Below are 16542 nucleotides of genomic sequence, written 5' to 3'. Positions count from 1 at the left end.
AGACTCCATGACTGCCACAACCACTACTCACGGGCCTGCGGACTCCGTGGTCATACGCACCCGCCGGAGCCTCATGCGGGGTCTGGTGCATTATCGGGAAACCATTGCCGTGCTGGTGGCACTGGTGCTGACGCTGGTGTTTGCAGTGACCACCAACGGCGTGTTTCTCAATCATGCCAATATGGTATCTGTCACCCATGTGACTGCCGTTCTGGCCATCATCGCCATCGGGCAATCGCTGGTCATCTGTGCCGGCGAAATCGACATTTCAGTCGGCTCCATCTTTGCGATGGGCGCCATGACCTTTCTGGCCCTGGCCCCGGAATTCGGGGTGTTTGCTGCGGTCGGCACGGCGCTGCTGGTCGGTTTCATGATCGGCGCCTTCAATGGCTATCTGGTGGCCTATCTGGGCATCCCCTCGCTGATCATCACGCTCAGTTCACTGTTCATTTTCCGCGGCATCGCCTACATGCTGGTACAGGATGGCGCCCTGCGCATTCCCCTGGCAGAACGACTGGCCATGGACGGTTATCTGGCCTTTGGCAGTGGCACCTTCTTCGGTTTCAACAACTCGGTGCTCTGGATGCTGGCGTTCATGGTGGTTCTGCATCTGGTGATGTTCACCATGCCGTTCGGCAACCGACTGCTGGCCGTGGGTGGAGATGCCAAAAGCGCCACTTCAAGAGGCGTCCGCGTACGCCGCGTCAAGCTGACCGCTTTCATTGTGGTGGGCCTGTGCGCAGCCTTTGCGGGCATTCTGGAAGCCAACAAGGTGGGTTATGCCGATGGCACCACGGGTCGTCTGATGGAGCTGGAGGCCATTGCAGCCTGCGTGGTCGGAGGCTGTGCCCTGGCCGGCGGCCGCATGAGCATCATCGGCACCATAGCCGGTGCCTTCATTCTGGCCAGTATTCAGAGCTATCTGGTCATTACCGGCACCACACCGCAACTCTATCTGGTGGTGATGGCGACCTTCGTTATCTGTGCTGCGCTGCTGGATGCCCGAGTACGGCAATGGGCGCTGCGACTGCGCTAAAACAGATTCAAAAGAGGACAGGATCATGGACAACAACAAGACGCCTCTGATCGAGGTGCGCAATCTCAACCTGAGTTTCGGCAGTTTTCATGCGTTGAAAAACATCGATCTGAAACTGTATGGCGGTGAGCTGATTGGCCTGGTCGGTGACAACGGTGCCGGCAAGACGACCCTGATCAACGTGATGTCGGGCGTGTATGCACCGACCTCCGGCGAGGTTTGTTTCGCGGGCCGGAAGGTGGAGAAGTTTCATCCCAAGCAGGCTATCGAGTTTGGTATCGAGACCATCCAGCAGTCCGTCGGACTCTGTGACAACCTCAGCATTGCGCGCAACTTCTTTCTCGGGCGGGAGCCGGTGAAGCGGATTCTCGGCATACCCTTCCTTGATTTCAAGGCCATGCGCAAGGCCAGCAATGATGTTGTGCATACCTTTGGGCTGCGCGACAACGTCTCGGTGGATGATGAAGTGGCTACGCTGTCTGGCGGTGAGCGCCAGTCGGTCAAGATCGGTCGGGCCGTAGCCTTCAAGAACAGAGTCATCATCATGGACGAGCCCACCAACCACCTCTCGGTGCGCGAGCGCGAGCATGTGAATGAACTGGCCCAACAGCTGAAAGAGCAAGGGTTGCTGGTCATCTATATTACCCATGATGTCTATCAGGTGCATCGCCTGGCCGACCGGGTGGTGATCATGGAAAACGGGGCCAAGGTAGCTGATGTGCGCAAGGATGAAATGAGCGCCGACGACCTGGAACAGATCATCCGTGACGGTGGTCGCAATTGCACTGACGCCGCCTGACGGGTGGCCGGAGGCTCTGCCATGAGCACCACGCTGAAGCAACAGGCCCGACAGGAGTACGACTACAGCCTGACCGGGCCGCAGAGCGAAGAGGCGGTCCGCCGAGGCCTGGCCTCGGCCAACTGGCACCGGTGTGATATCGACCGCAAGACGATGAAGCAACTGATGCAGCGCCGCAATGGCCCGGCGCTGCGCCACCTGGGGCTCTGGCTGGTCCTGCTGATCGGCACTGGCGTCCTGGCCATCTACAGTTGGGGTACCTGGTGGGCTTTGCCGGCATTCATGCTGTATGGCGTGCTGTACTGTGCCAGTGACCACATTATTCACGAGATGTGGCACGGCACACCGTTCCGGACCCGCTGGCTCAATACCACTTTTATGCATCTGACCGGCTTCATGTGCCATCACGAAGCCATTTACTGGCGCTGGAGCCATGCCCGTCACCACACGGATACGCTGATTCAGGGCCGAGACCGTGAGATCACGGCCACGCGCCCGCCCAGCCTGGCGGCACTGGCACTTGAGCTGTTCTACCTGCACTCGGGACCAAAGGAAATGATGCGCATTCTGCGTCATGCCGCTGGCAGTGTCAGTGCCGAAACCAGAGAGATCGTCCCGGCGCAGGAACTGCCCCGCATGTATCGCGCCAGCCGAATCTACGTGGCGCTCTGGTTGCTGGTGCTCGGCGCCAGTCTCTACTGGAGCACCCTGCTGCCACTGCTGCTGGTCATGCTGCCGCGCTTCTACGGGGGACCTCTGGCTCATGTCTTCAACCTGACCCAGCATGCCGGGTTACCGGAAAATGTTCTGGATCATCGACTGAACTGTCGAACCGTCAGGTTCAACCCGGTCTTCGGTTTCCTGTACATGAACATGCAGTACCATCTGGAACACCACATGTTTCCGATGGTGCCCTTTCACCAGTTGCCACAGCTGCATGAACAGATAAAGGGTCAATGCCCACCGCCCTACCCCAGCCTGCTGGCTGCGTATCGGGAAATCATCCCTGTGTTGCTGCGGCAAAGACAGGATCCGACCTGGTTTGTCTCTCGTCAGATACCTGACGGAGAACAGATACCCTGACTGACTGAGGGTATTGGGGGCGCATGCCCCCCTTTTTTGTTTTGATGACTGGTGGCATCCAGTCGTGCGAGAGGCGACAATAGGCCCCATAACGAGACCTGACAGACCTATCAGACTAGAGGACCCTATCAATGAGTGCAGGCATGGTCATTATCGGAGCCGGCGAAGCCGGTGTGCGGGCAGCAGTAACCCTGCGTGACCAGGGGTGGACGGGCCCCATCACCCTTCTGGGCGAAGAGCCCCATACGCCCTATGAACGCCCGCCCCTGTCCAAGGCCTACCTGACCGGTGCGCATGACAGCCTGACGGATATCGGCGGCAGCGGCCGTCTGGACGAACTGGACATCGACTTCCGGCCAGGCGTGACCGTTGAAGCCATCAAGCGCGATGCGAAGGCCCTGATGACCCGTAGCGGTGAAACCCTGCATTACGACAAGCTGCTGCTGGCCATGGGCGCCAGCGCGCGGCGTATCCGCATTCCCAAGGTGCCGGACCCGTCCATTCTGCTGCTGCGCTCAGCCGAAGATTCGGACCGCATCCGCGAGCGCATTCGCGAAGGCCTGCATGCGGTGATTATTGGCGGTGGCTTCATCGGCCTTGAAGTGGCGGCTTCGCTGCGCCAGCGCGGTGCCGAGGTGCATGTGCTGGAGCTGCAGGATGAACTGATGAAACGCGCTGTGCCGGGGGTCATTGCACAAAAGATCCGGGCCGAGCACGAGGCCCGCGGGGTCAACATCCACCTGTCGACCCGAATTACCGACGTCAACACCCGGCATGACCGGCGCATGCTGACCCTGTCCAACGGCCAGACCATTCAGGCCGACATGATTATTGCCGGCGTCGGCGCCGCCCCCAACACCGGCCTGGCCGAATCGGCCGGCCTGCGCATCGAGAACGGCGTGGCAGTCGACGGCGGCATGCGCACCGAAGACCCGGATATCTTTGCCGCCGGTGATTGCTGCTCCTTCCCGCACCCGCTCTATGATGACCTGCGCATCCGGCTGGAATCCTGGCGCTGCGCACAGGAACAGGCCGAGGTGGCCGCCCGCAACATGCTGGGGGAAAGCGAATCATACGAAAAGGCACCCTGGTTCTGGTCCGATCAGTTTGATCTTGGCCTGCAGATTGTGGGCATGACGGACCAGGGCAGCGAAACCATTACGCGGGATCTGGGCGAACGCGGCCGGCTGCTGTTCAGTCTGCGCAGTGACGGCTCTCTGGCCGGTGCTGCCGGTGTTGCCGAAGGCAATGCGATTGCCCGTGACATCAAGGTGTGCGAACGGCTGATCAATCGGGGCATCAAGCCGAACCCGGAAGTGCTGGCCGACCCGGAGGCACCATTGAAACCGCTGCTGAAAGCCTGATTAAACCAAAAAGGTTTACTTTTAAAAAATAAACCACTATGGTTTAGAAAATAAAAGTAAACCATAGTGGTTTAATATGGCCCAACCACACTATCTGGTCCTGATCGGCGATCTGGTCCGCTCCCGCACCGCAGAGGACCGGGCCGGCCTGCAGCGCCAGCTGAGCCAGTGCCTGGACAGCCTGAATACAGCGGCCCCTGATACCCTGGTGTCACCCTATACCCTGACGCTGGGCGATGAGTTTCAGGCCGTGCGCTCCGGACTGGATGGGCTCTGGCCCGAATTGTTGCGCATTCAGGCGACCCTGCTGCCCATGCGGGTGCGGTTCTCACTGGGTGTCGGCGCGCTGGCCACACCGATCAACAAGAAGCAGGCGCTGGGCATGGACGGCGCGGCCTTCTATGCGGCGCGCGCCGGCATTGAACGCCTGAAAGACAATGACCGACAATGGGCCATTGGCGGCCTGAAAGAGGCGGATCAGCGCTGGGCTACGGCCCTGCTGGATGCCATCGACAGCCTGACCCGCAAATGGCGGGCGAACCGCTTTGAAATACTGTATCGTTTGCTGTCAGAACAGTCACCCGGCACCATTGCGGCCGATCTGGACCTCAGTGTGCAGGCGGTGTACCGGAATATACGCGATGGTGATCTGGAACTGATCATGGAGTTGCTGCAGCTGGTCGACAGCCTGCTGTACCAAGCATTGAACCGCACCTAACCGGACAGGAGTCTGCAGACACAGATGGCGGCACTGATTTTTTTCAATCTGCTGTTGTTGATTCGCTGGGGGTTGCCCGATCAGCCGGCCAGCCGGCAGCGGGTACTCATACTGAGTGGTCTGATGGCCGCCTCGGCGCTGCTGGTCTACCAGTTCACCCTGGGCTGGGTCGTGCTGGTGGCCCTGCTGGTGCTGATCTACTGGCTGGCCGAGCGCTGGTTGCCAGCCTCTTGGCTGAACGCCACCCGGTTGGCCAGTCTGGTTGACTCGGTTATCGTGCTGGTGGTGCTGACACTGCTTGCCGACACCCTGGTCGGCCTGCAGCCGCGCGAGTTCATCACCGCCCTGCCCGATCTGCTGGGCAAGTACCTGGGCCTGCTGATGGGGGGCCTGCTGCTGGCTCAGGAAGCCAATTACCTGATTCGCTGTGTATTCCAGTATTTCAATCTGGAACCCAAGCTGCAGCACGCCGCGCACGCGCCGGGCGACAAACCGTCTACCAGTAACGAACTGGATGCCGACGAATACAAGGCCGGCCGGGTGATCGGCATTCTGGAACGCTGGATCATCTATCTGGTGCTGGTGGTGTCCCAGAACTACAACATCATCGCCCTGATCATTGCCGCCAAGGGCTTTGCCCGCTTTCGGCAGATGGACGAACGCCCCTTCGCCGAGTACGTACTGATCGGCACGCTGCTGTCCACTCTGCTGACCATACTGGTGGCCGATTTCACCCTGAGAGCCTTTGACTGACAACGGACTGAAGACCCCCAAAAGAGACTGTCATGACCAACCTGAAGATTCGCCCCGCCCGTCCCAACGATGTAACCCGGATTCTGGCCTTTGTGCACGCGCTGGCTGCGTACGAGAATGCCGAACATCAGGTGGAGGCCACCGAAAAGGATATCCGCCTTGCCCTGTTTGGTGAAGGCGCCACCACCCACGGCCTGATCTGCGAGCTGGACGGCCAGCCCATCGGTTTCGCGGTCTACTTCTACAATTTCTCCACCTGGACCGGCAAGCGCGGTATCTATCTGGAAGATCTCTTTGTAGACCCGGAGTACCGTGGCCACGGCGCCGGCAAGGCACTGCTGAAATACCTGGCCCAGCATGCGCTGAGCAACGACTGCCGACGCTTTGAATGGAGCGTGCTGGACTGGAACGAACCCTCTATCGCCTTCTACGAGTCTCTGGGTGCCAGGCCCATGAAGGAGTGGATCGGATATCGGATAGACGGTGAAGCCCTGCAGCAACTGGCCGACTCCGCCTGAACGACAAAATATCGACAGCCCGCGCATATAAAATTTGACGGCTGGCCTGAAGTGGTCTTTACTCAGGCATCAGGGACCCAATGATCAAGGAATTCAGGACGTCGGATCATGACTCTACCCCACAGCAACACTGGACTGCCGGTCGATTATTTCAGCGGGCAGTCGATGACCCGTGAAGAGCTGCTGCGTGCAGTTGCGGTCAGCATCCCCTTCATTCAGCAACTGTTCCCGCTGGACTGCGCCGTTGCCGTCAGTGATGGCTCACATTTTCTGGCCATCTCACCCGGAAAAAATGTCGACCCAGAGCTGTCACCCGGTGATCCGGTATCGGCGGAGGACGTCAACCCCGAGGTCATGCGTACCGGCAAGGTCCACAGTACCGAGTTGTCGGCGGAAGCCTATGGCGTGCCCATGCGCAGCATTGTGGTGCCCATCAAGGACGACAGCGGGGCCACTGTCGGCACGCTGGATATCGGCATTGATCTGACGACCCAGGCTGAGCTGCAGGACATAGCCACCCGCATCAGGGACTCCTTTGGCCAGATCACCCAGGGGTCGGAAGCTCTGGCCTCCCTGGCCAGCGACCTGAGCGCCTCTCAGCATGAACTGATGACGTTCACGCAGCAGATTACCGAGCACCTGAACAAGACCAACAGCATTCTGGAAGTCATCCAGGGCCTCTCCGCCCAGACCAATCTGCTGGGCATCAACGCCGCCATAGAAGCTGCCCGTTCGGGTGAGCACGGGCGCGGTTTTTCCGTCGTGGCAGAAGAAATACGCAATATGTCCCACCGGACTTCCAAGTCAGCCAAAGATATCAATGGCATTCTGGGCGAGTTCAATCAGTTCCTGCAGCGCGTTACGGAATACGTGGACGACAACGGCAGTCGGGCCACCGCCCTGGCCTCGTCTGCGGAGGAAATGGCCACCACCCTGGAACACAACTCGGAGATCATAGAGCGCCTGCACATTCTGTCTGAGCGGCTCTGAGACCAGCGAATTCAACTGCCGGGATTGCAGTTGGCAGAACCCCGCCTCGCCATCAAACGCGTGCCTTAGCAAGGAGAACTGACATGGCTCAGCACCAACCCATTGTAGAAGAACTGATCTCCCTTCTCGAGCTCCATCCCGATCTCACCGAGGGGCTGAAGGAATCCCTGAAGATTGCCGACCGGCCGGATGCACCCACTCTGGAGGCCTATTACAGCTTTCTTGACAACATGGTGACCCTGATACCGACGGCGCGAAATCTGCTCGCCTCCATCATGGAGTTCTACTACCTGATTGATCACTCGACAATACTGAAGGACAGCGACCCCTTTCAGCGCTGGGTGGTCCGCTTTGCCCGAGACTGGGGCAACTTTCTGGATACACCGGCTTCGGCCCAGAAGCTGGATACGCTCTATGCCGACCCCAGTTTTCATATTGAAGACTATGTTGTCGCACCCAGCGGCTGGCGTACCTTCAACCAGTTCTTTGCCCGCCAGATCAGGCCGGGCAAGCGGCCCATCACGAGCCTCTGTGACGACAGCGTGGTGGTATCTCCGGCTGACAGTGTTTACCAGGGCAGTTGGGAGATTACCGAGCACTCCACCATCACGGCCAAGGGCATCAAGCACTCAGTGCTGGACCTGCTGGATGGCAGCCCTTATCGGGATGCATTCAGGGGTGGTACATTCACGCACAGCTTCCTGAACGTGAACGACTATCATCGCTTTCATGTGCCGGTAGCCGGCACCGTCAAGGAGCTGCGCAACATTTCCGGACGGGCCGTACTGGATGTCACCAGAGACCCGGACGGGTCACTGGGGGTAGTTGACGGCACGGGATACCAGTTCCGGCAGCAGCGTGGCCTGCTGGTGCTGGATTCACCCGTGGGTCTGGTAGCGGTACTGCCCATCGGCATGGCGCAGGTGTCTTCCGTGGTCATGACGCCGGAAGAAGGCGCCTGGCTCCACAAGGGACAGGAGTTCGGGTACTTCCTGTTTGGCGGCTCGGATATCATTACGCTGTATCAGGCTGACCGGGTCCGGCTGACGGCGGACATCGGCACCCATTACCTGCAGGGGCAGACTCTGGGTACTGCCAATACCGACTGATTGCAAGGTGTGGAACTGTGGCCGCTCTCGTCCCGAGAGCGGCCACAAGGTGCAACAGCTCAGAAGCTGCCGCTGCTGCCGACCGACGAGCCTGCGCCGCCGGTTGTTACCTGGTTGTTGCTGCCGGACTGCCATTCAACGCCCGCGTTCGGATCATTTTCTTCCCGTTTGACGCATTTCCACTCGATGCCGGTGTTTTCCGGCAGATCACCGACCGCGCCGGTCCAGGTCGGGTAGTTGGTTGCATCCAGCAGAACACCGTTGGCCGGGTCCCAGTTGCCCAATTCCGGAACATCGCCTACTGCATAGACACTCTGGCCCCAGTAGGTGTTGCCATTGTTGCAGGTAAAGCTGACCGTCGCCCCGTCACTGCCGGTGCCGGCATGGAAGTTCTGAATGAACTGTGCATAGCGGTTGCGGCCGATGTTGTTCTCGGTGACGTTCTGCAGGCGCAGGATGGTCAGGCCGTTATAGCTGCTGTGGGTGAAGGCGTTTTCGATCTGGTCCCAGCCGAAGTGAGTCATGGCGCCCCCGGCCAGTGCATTTTCACCTTTCAGGTCAACGCCCTGGTTGCCGCCTTCCTCGCCGACCCAGAACACCAGGTCTTCGGCCCGCGAGTAGTCCGGGTAGCTGTCCGGGTTGCCCATTTCCAGTGCCGTGAAGTGCAGCACCACATTGCGGTTCGGGTCACTGCCGGTCTGGGTGGTGCTGATCATGCTCTCGTAGCCATGGCCGGTAGCCGGCGAATAGATGTCAATGTCGGACGGAATCAACCCGGCGGCCATTTCCGGCACGCGGCGCATGCTGTCACTTGGGTTGCCGATCTGCCAGTGGATGCCAGGGATTTTCATGCCCAGCTCGATATCACTGAAGGCACCATCGAAACCATCCATGGCGGCGTTCAGCATACGGGTACCATGCGCGGTCAGTGATTCGTGATACCAGCGCATGAAATCACGCCCGTACTGGTTGTACAGGTGATCCTGCTGATCAAAGAAGAACTGCGCATCAGACGGCGGGTTGACCTGATCGAAGCTGCTCAGGCTGGTGCCCCAGGCATTGTTGAGGCTGGTCAGGTTGCCGTACTTGTCTTCCGCCCAGGCCTGGAAGTCTTCAATGGCCAGGCGGCCGTAAGCCTGCAGGGCGCCGCGCCCGGGGTAAGAAGCAATGGCATGCCCGTCATCATGCTGGTTGTAGGACGGATAACGCAATTCACCGGCCGGGCCCATGCTGATGTTGAGCTCGATGATGTGGTCGGCCAGATGCTCATACCGGTCCTGAAATGCCGCCATGAAGTCGGCGTACTGGTCCAGTACATAGTCATCGGCCCACAGGGATACGGTTTCCACCGAGTAGTTGCCGAATTCACTCTTGTAGCGCATGTCGGCGTCACTCAGACCGGCGTGCTGAGCCGGAATGTCTTCCCAGATCCACCAGGGAATGGGGATTTCGTTGGTGCCGCTCTGCCCCAGCTTCCAGCTGTTGCCGTCACGGGTGATCACGTCTTCGCCGCAATCGTCCCCGACATTGCCGCCGCACTGGTGGAAGGACATGATGGGAATGATCTGCAGACCCCGGGAAATGATGGTGTCGAAGATGGCATCATAGTAGGACCAGTCATACTGGCCATCACCATCACCTTCGACCATGCCCCACCAGACATCCACCGAGACGCCATCCAGGCCATAGCCGGCAGCCTCTTCGAGTTGCCACTCGAAAGCACTCCATTCACTGCTGTTGCGCAGCTCCAGTGGGGCCATGGCATTGGTGGTTTCGGCCAGATCAGCCCAGACCGTGGCCGAAGCCAGACAGAGGGCCGCCAGCCCGAGTGTTCGTTTGAAGTTCAGCATTGTTGTTTACCTTCAGCTTGTTGTTGTTGTCTTTATACTGCACTCGACAATTAAACAGGCTGAGCGGTTGCCGACAATCGAACCCGGGGTGGAAAAAAGGGGTCTAGTGGTGCCGTTGCCGACACCGATCCAGACCCCAAGGGTTTCAAACTGATTGCCTGCCATTGCCTCAACTGCGCGCAAAGAATCTCATCAAGGCCAGCCTGAAAGAGTCAGAACCCGCCCTGCACATTGATCACAGCATCATCGACGTCGGCTTCTATCAACTCAACCAAGGAGTCACTGTGACGAGTATCCAGATAGAGCAACGTCTGATCAGTGCCTTGTCCATGCACATACAATCTTCCAGGGCCCATCCCGGTCGGAGGACCAAGCAATTGCTGAATCGGAGCAATTGCCGCCACCGGCCCGGTCAGGCCCGGTATCGTACCGAGCTCCACAGCACCGCCTTCCGGGTCGAGTGCATCATAGGCCAGCACCTTGTCCTCAGACTCTCCTTGCTGCTTCTGAATCAGCAACACCGCATCAACCGTGGCATCCACTGAATAGTCGAGAGTCCGGGAACTGTCGACATTCACCGTTGATCCGGTCCAGGCAGCGTCGTCCAGCGTCGTTATGTCGTCTGTGTCAGTAACATTGAAGTAGCGCGCACTGTACTCGGGGCTGTCCTCATCAGAAACATCGGTGACGTTGAAGTAGACCCAATCACCAGACCTGCCCTGGACAGGGCTATTGATAATAATGTCATCACTGACCAGCAAAGTCTGAAGATTGCCTCCGCCTTGCGGCACGATGGCCACGCCCGAATGGCCCTCCTGCCCCAGGTTGAAACTCCACGCCATGATGACTGAGTCATCGTTCGCAGTAACCAGAACTGGCGATGACTTGCCAGCATTCCCATCTTCAAAAAGAACTTCCACAGTGCCTTCTACGGCATCCGCTTCCAGCAATACAGCATTGTCATCATGTTGCACTCCAAGGAAGATGGAAGTGTCCTTGGTCAGAGCCGTTGATGTAATGGAACCAAGTCCAATCAGACCCCCGGCAGCATCCGCGCCGTTACCAGTGGCTGCAACCAACTCGGGATCCGTGCCACCCTCTTGCAAGAACATGAAATCATCACCAACTGCCAGCAGCGCATCACTGTTGGCAACAGCACCTACGTAGCTCACGAAGCCTACATTCTCTTCCAGTTCAACGGTCTCGGTTGCAACGTCAGGCACTTCTACCAGAATCAGTCGGCTGTCACTGCTATCACGCACAATCCAGTGCGTCAGTTGATCGCCATCATAATAGGGTCCAACCGGAATGTGGTCATCTCCGAAAGACACCGGATCCGTTGAGCTGTTCTGGTCAACCTCAACAGCGAACCAGCCTTCACCTGGCTTGTGGTAGGCCAGTGACCCCTTGCTGGCATCCTGATAGTCGGGGGCAAGCACCATCTCAACTATATCACCCGAGTCGGACTCGGATGACACCTGGCGGGGAGAAACACTACCGGCCGCAGAGGCTGTATCTGCATACCAGATATGCCCATCCGCCACGAACACAACACCAGGAGAGGAGAGTGTGCCACCGGCCCGCTCATAGTCGGTCACAACGAGATCCATGGTGGACTCTGAGTTAGTGGCAACACTGAATGACGTGCCAGCACCAGTGTCAAGCGCACAGAGTTCATCGCCTGCCCTGAAGTATCTCAGCCCCTCGTATCCTGAAGAGCCCACACCATTGCCACCGGCGGTCACCGAAACATTGGCATCGCAGCTTATGGAGGTCGAACCATTCCCACTGCTGCTACTGCTGCTGTCATTGCAGGCAACCAGCAGCGTCGCTGCAGCGGCCATCAATACACCGATACTGTATCTGAACATGGGTTATTCTCTCTTATTGAATGTTCACGCTGACCCGCTTGACTACCCCCGGGCGCCAACAACCTCCGGCGCATGCTCCACCTGACCGCTTACAGACGACTTACATTCCGGCTGCGCCTGTCAACGCACACGCAGATGTTTGACCTGGTTCACATTTATGCAAATTGAACCTTGTCCCATGTCTGTTTTTCTGCTTGGATGACTCGTTCGAAAGGAATAGCAGACGCAGTAACAACAATAAGGGGAGTGTCATGGACGGTGGCGCACCTGGGGTGCCCGTTTCACAGGGAAGCCAGTGGCTTGCACGGCCACATCTGACTGACCTGATCGCACGCAACGCCGACAGCTCCATTCTCTGGCTCGCCGCCGCCGGCGGCTATGGCAAGACTTCGACTGCGCGCAGCTATGCGGCAGAATCCGGCAAGCAACTGCTGCAGTTACCCGTACCGCCTCAGGGGCTGAGTATCGGGGGCTTTTTCTATGCCCTGCGCCAGCAGGTGCTGCATCTGCTGGGCGATGACGCGCTGGCGCTGCCGGTATTGAACCCGGAATACACTGCCTCGCCGGAAGTGTTTGTCGTCCAGTTTGCACAGACCCTGCTGCGCAAGGCCGACCCGCGCAGCGCTGTCGGGCCACAGTCAACAGGCGCCGAGCGCAGCGGACTCGACTGGATTCTGTTCATAGATGACATGCACCACATCCCTGCAGAGTCGCCACTGCACAGGGTAATGGCCACTACCGTCGGGGAACTGCTCAGCGGTGGTGTGCAGATTGTCATCGCCAGCCGGCGGGAACCCCCGCCCACCTGGATCAGCCTGCGCGGCAAGGGACAGCTGACCCTGATCGATGAAGCCCTCCTGACCCTGAGCCCGGAAGAGGCGAGCGAGCTGCTGCTGTTGCAGGGTCTGGAATCGGACGATATCCGCAGTCTGGTTCAGGGCAGGGACTGGTCCGTTACCGGTCTGAAAGGCTGGCCGGCCGGCCTGATGTTGCTGGTAGAACACTGTCGGCGCCAGGCCGGGCCGGTCAACGAAGCATTGCTGCAGCGTTCGCTGGACGACTGGTTCATGGCCGAAGTCTACAGTCCACTGAGTGAACGGGAGCAGTTGCTGCTCAGATTCTGCGCCTGCCCGCGGGTGATTCCGGAAGCCCTGCTGCATGAACTCACCGGCGAGTCCTGTGCGGCCGACAGGCTGCAGCAACTGCATGCGCAGCATGCCTTCCTGCGCCAGGAACAGGATGCAGAACTGGGCGTGTACTATGTTTTTCATGATCTGTTCCGCGATTTTCTGAACCAGCAGTCCCGGAACACGGACGATTTCGAAGCACGCCAGCAGATGTCGCGGCGCTGGGCCGATGCCCTGTGGGCCGCCAGCCAGTGGTCCGACAGTGCCGAGCTGATGATAGCCAGTCAGTCCTGGGAAGCCCTGGCCGATGGTCTGCGCCAGGTTGCCGGCATCCTGCTGCAGACCGGGCGCGGTGACCAGCTGTTCGGATGGCTGATGGCGCTGCCCGAGGAGTTGCGCCACCAGGATGCGCACTTGAGCATGTGGTTCGGCATGTGCCTGATACTCAATGACACGGCCACGGCCCGGCAGATTCTGGCTGCTGCCTGGCAGGCTCTGAGTGAGCAGCAGGACTACCTGCACATGGCCGTATGCTGGAGTGGCATTGTCGACAGCATCTGGCTGGAATGGGCCCATATCTCGCAATACGACCCCTGGATCGACGAATTTCTCGCCCATGAGCAGGCGTTTCGCCAATATCTGCCGCCCCAACTCTGGTACCCGGTACTGCGCGGCGTCCTGACCGCCTATGGCTATGCGCGTCCGCTGGACCCGGAACTGGAACGCTGGGAGTTGGAGACCCTGAACGCGCTGGCGGGGGCGGATGTACCCGATACCGAGCGCGTCATGATGGCCAGCCAGCTCATGTACCTGAACACCTGGCAGTTCGGGCGCCGGGCCGGCGCTGCGCATGTCATGCAACTGATGCGCGATCAGCAACAGGCGGTGGAACGTGCATCGCCGCTGGCGCGCAGCCTGTGGTACACCTTCACATCGCTTTGGGCGCTGATGTTCGAAGCGGACCGAGACCGCTGCATGGAAGAGGCGGAAAAGGGCCGCGAGCTGATTCGCAGCCACGGCATCTGCACCTGGGACAACGCGGTACCGCCGCTGCACTGTGCGCTCTGTTTCGAGGACCGGGACGCCTATGACAACTGGATGCGCTGGTTCATGCGTACCGAGATCAAGGCCCACCGCCCGTTCTACGATACCTTTCAGTCCCACTTCCTGGCCGGACAGGCCTGGCTGCACGGACGCACGGCTGAAGCCATTGACCATTCCCACCGCGCCATAATAGCCATGGACAACCACGGTTCGGCATCCATCTCAGCCGGTTTGCGGGCCACTCTGGCCGGCTTGCTGGCCGAGTCCGGTCAGTTGCCGGAGGCCTTGCGGCAGGCCCGCGAGGCGCGTGTCATTCATCGCCAGACCCGGGGCGCCTTCATTGATTCCATGGTGTATCCGGCGCTGGCCCGCATTCCGCTGGCCCGCAAGCAGCCCGCCAGGGCCCTGCCCTATCTGCGGCGCTGGCTGCCCTCGGCGGCACGGGAACAGATGTTCTTCCCCATCATGATCAGGGCGCGTGAACTGTCCGAGATGTGCGCTCTGGCGCTGCGCCACGACATTGAATCTGCCTATGTACGACTGCTGATCCGGGCGCGTGACCTGATCCCCCCGAGCCAGGACACCCTGCGCCATGCCTGGCCCTGGCGTTGTCGTATTCATGTGCTCGGTCGCTTCGATATCGAGCTGGATGGTCAGCCGGGCTTCCGTCTGGCCCAGAAACGGGCCCGCGCCGTGCTGTCCGAGCTCATCATGGCCGGGCCGGACGGCCTGCCACAGGCCAGGCTGGCCACCACACTGTGGCCGGACAGTACCGAGCAGCGCGCCCTGAACAGCCTGCATGTCACCATCCATCGGTTGCGCGATCAACTGGGTGAAGCGCGCATACTGTTGCTGGATGGCGGTCAGGTACGCCTGAACCCCGATCTGATCTGGATCGACACCTGGGCCTTCATGAACCTGGCACGCAGGCCCGAACGGCAGCCCATTGATACCCTGCAAATGGCCTACAGCATGTATCAGGGCATACCGCAGCTGTCCGGTCTGGAAGCCATTGATCTGGAGATCTATCAGGAGTCGGTCAGCCGTGCATTCGAGCAGGTCGCCACCGAGCTGGGCCGGCGGCTGGAAGCAAGCGAACCGGACACGGCCCTCAGCATCTACCGGGGTGCGCTGAAGCACCGGGTGCTGGTGGACACCCTGTGGGAAGGGATTCTGCGCCTGGAGGCGCAGCAGGGACGCTGGCAGGGGCTCACCAGGGCCTGGCAGCAACTGAGCAGCCTCTACCAGCAGGAACTGGATGGGCCGCCGCCGCGGCGCATGCAGCAGCTGTATGAGGCGCTGAGCGCCGAGCGCTAAGGCGCCTCGTTGCCTTCTTCGGGGTCTTCGGGTTCGGGCTCCGGGTCATCCGGCAACAACCGATACGGCGTTTCCTGCTCTGGTGCTTCCAGGCTGATGCGCCCCAGCTTGCCGCTGCGCCACTCATTGAGCAGAATTTCGCTGGCCCGGTGCAGATCCAGCCCGCCGTCTCGAATGCAGCCCCGAATTTCAGCCAGCGCCGACAGCACATCCGGCGCGTGATCCGAACTTTCATCCAGCCGGAACCGTTTGGCCAGCAGACCGGGATAGCGCTGCAGCAGATAGTCGATGGTGAACAGGGCCACCTCTTCATATTCCATCGCCGTGGACCGTATGGCGCCACTGGCCGCCAGCCGATAGCCGCCCATGACGGATTCCGGCGACGGCTGCATGATGCCCGGCGTATCCAGCAACTGGAAATACTTGCCCGCGCTGACTTTCTGCTGATGTTTGGTGACCGCCGGCTCGTTACCGGTTTTGGCGACCTTCCTGCCTGTCAGATGATTGATCAGCGTCGACTTGCCGACATTGGGAATACCCGCAATCAGCGCTCTTACCGGCTTGCCCGGCAGGCCACGCCGAGGCACCAGTTGCCGGCACAGTTCGGGAATCTCCTGCAGACGCTGACGCTGGCCAGTGTGGGAGACATAGGGAGTGATGCCGGGCTGCTCAGCCAGAAACCGGCGCCACTGCTTGGTAACCGCAGGGTCGGCCAGGTCGGCCTTGTTGAGAATGCGCAGACAGGGCCGCTCGCCCCGAATCTCGGCCAGCAGCGTATTGGTGCTGGACTGCGGCAGGCGGGCATCCACAATCTCGATCATGACATCAACCTGCGGCATGATCTCGCGAATCTTGCGCTGGGCCTTGTGCATATGGCCCGGGTACCAGTGAATCTGCACCGGACCTCCGTTATGACTGTGAACCGGTATGGGTTGGTCTGATCAGGAAAGGCGCCTGGCCGCG

The 16542-nt window shown here is 59.8% G+C and carries 13 protein-coding genes; 10 read left to right on the top strand and 3 right to left on the bottom strand.

Going from position 1 to position 16542, the window contains the following annotated elements; genetic code table 11:
* Nucleotides 1-7 precede the first annotated feature (7 nt).
* From E4656_RS01770 to E4656_RS01730, 9 genes are all read left to right on the top strand, one after another.
* Nucleotides 8-1036 carry an ABC transporter permease gene (locus E4656_RS01770; protein WP_205849070.1) on the top strand — a complete coding sequence of 343 codons (1029 nt, stop codon included), beginning with the start codon at nt 8-10 and terminating at the stop codon, nt 1034-1036.
* 25 nt (nt 1037-1061) lie between these two features.
* Nucleotides 1062-1835, top strand: coding sequence for an ATP-binding cassette domain-containing protein (locus tag E4656_RS01765; RefSeq protein ID WP_135480627.1), 774 nt, complete (start codon nt 1062-1064; stop codon nt 1833-1835).
* A 21-nt stretch (nt 1836-1856) separates the two neighbouring features.
* Nucleotides 1857-2918, top strand: a complete 1062-nt coding sequence (locus E4656_RS01760) for a fatty acid desaturase (protein ID WP_135480625.1) — start codon at nt 1857-1859, stop codon at nt 2916-2918.
* A gap of 131 nt (nt 2919-3049) precedes the next feature.
* Nucleotides 3050-4282, top strand: a complete 1233-nt coding sequence (locus E4656_RS01755; protein ID WP_135480623.1) for an NAD(P)/FAD-dependent oxidoreductase — start codon at nt 3050-3052, stop codon at nt 4280-4282.
* A gap of 76 nt (nt 4283-4358) precedes the next feature.
* Nucleotides 4359-5000 (top strand): SatD family protein, encoded by a 642-nt coding sequence (locus tag E4656_RS01750; protein ID WP_135480622.1) that lies wholly within the window; start codon nt 4359-4361, stop codon nt 4998-5000.
* Between the two features lie 24 nt (nt 5001-5024).
* Nucleotides 5025-5753 carry a hypothetical protein gene (locus E4656_RS20330; protein WP_205849069.1) on the top strand — a complete coding sequence of 243 codons (729 nt, stop codon included), beginning with the start codon at nt 5025-5027 and terminating at the stop codon, nt 5751-5753.
* Between the two features lie 32 nt (nt 5754-5785).
* Complete coding sequence (locus tag E4656_RS01740) at nt 5786-6271, top strand: GNAT family N-acetyltransferase (protein ID WP_135480620.1); 486 nt, start codon at nt 5786-5788, stop codon at nt 6269-6271.
* A 108-nt stretch (nt 6272-6379) separates the two neighbouring features.
* The gene (locus E4656_RS20585) at nt 6380-7261 is read left to right on the top strand and encodes a methyl-accepting chemotaxis protein (RefSeq protein WP_135480618.1); all 882 of its coding nucleotides are present in this window, start codon (nt 6380-6382) and stop codon (nt 7259-7261) included.
* 83 nt (nt 7262-7344) lie between these two features.
* Complete coding sequence (locus E4656_RS01730; RefSeq protein ID WP_135480616.1) at nt 7345-8370, top strand: phosphatidylserine decarboxylase; 1026 nt, start codon at nt 7345-7347, stop codon at nt 8368-8370.
* A gap of 59 nt (nt 8371-8429) precedes the next feature.
* Here the strand turns inward: E4656_RS01730 and E4656_RS01725 are convergent, their stop codons facing one another.
* Both E4656_RS01725 and E4656_RS01720 read right to left on the bottom strand, forming a co-directional pair.
* A complete protein-coding gene (locus E4656_RS01725) occupies nt 8430-10220 on the bottom strand; it encodes a family 14 glycosylhydrolase (RefSeq protein ID WP_135480614.1) in 1791 nt (596 codons plus the stop codon).
* 212 nt (nt 10221-10432) lie between these two features.
* The gene (locus E4656_RS01720) at nt 10433-12091 is read right to left on the bottom strand and encodes a hypothetical protein (RefSeq protein ID WP_135480612.1); all 1659 of its coding nucleotides are present in this window, start codon (nt 12089-12091) and stop codon (nt 10433-10435) included.
* 251 nt (nt 12092-12342) lie between these two features.
* On the opposite strand from E4656_RS01720, the gene E4656_RS01715 reads away from it, so the two are divergent.
* On the top strand, nt 12343-15579 hold the full coding sequence (locus E4656_RS01715) for an AfsR/SARP family transcriptional regulator (protein ID WP_135480610.1): 3237 nt from the start codon (nt 12343-12345) through the stop codon (nt 15577-15579).
* Here E4656_RS01715 and ylqF read toward each other — a convergent pair.
* Nucleotides 15576-16478, bottom strand: coding sequence for a ribosome biogenesis GTPase YlqF (gene ylqF, locus E4656_RS01710; RefSeq protein WP_240753878.1), 903 nt, complete (start codon nt 16476-16478; stop codon nt 15576-15578). The two genes, E4656_RS01715 and ylqF, sit on opposite strands and share 4 nt — an antisense overlap.
* Nucleotides 16479-16542: the final 64 nt, after the last annotated feature.

It is taken from the genome of Natronospirillum operosum (assembly GCF_004768465.1).
GTDB lineage: Bacteria > Pseudomonadota > Gammaproteobacteria > Pseudomonadales > Natronospirillaceae > Natronospirillum > Natronospirillum operosum.
The sequence above is the reverse complement of the archived record's forward strand: the minus strand, read 5'-3'. Positions and strand labels throughout refer to the sequence as shown.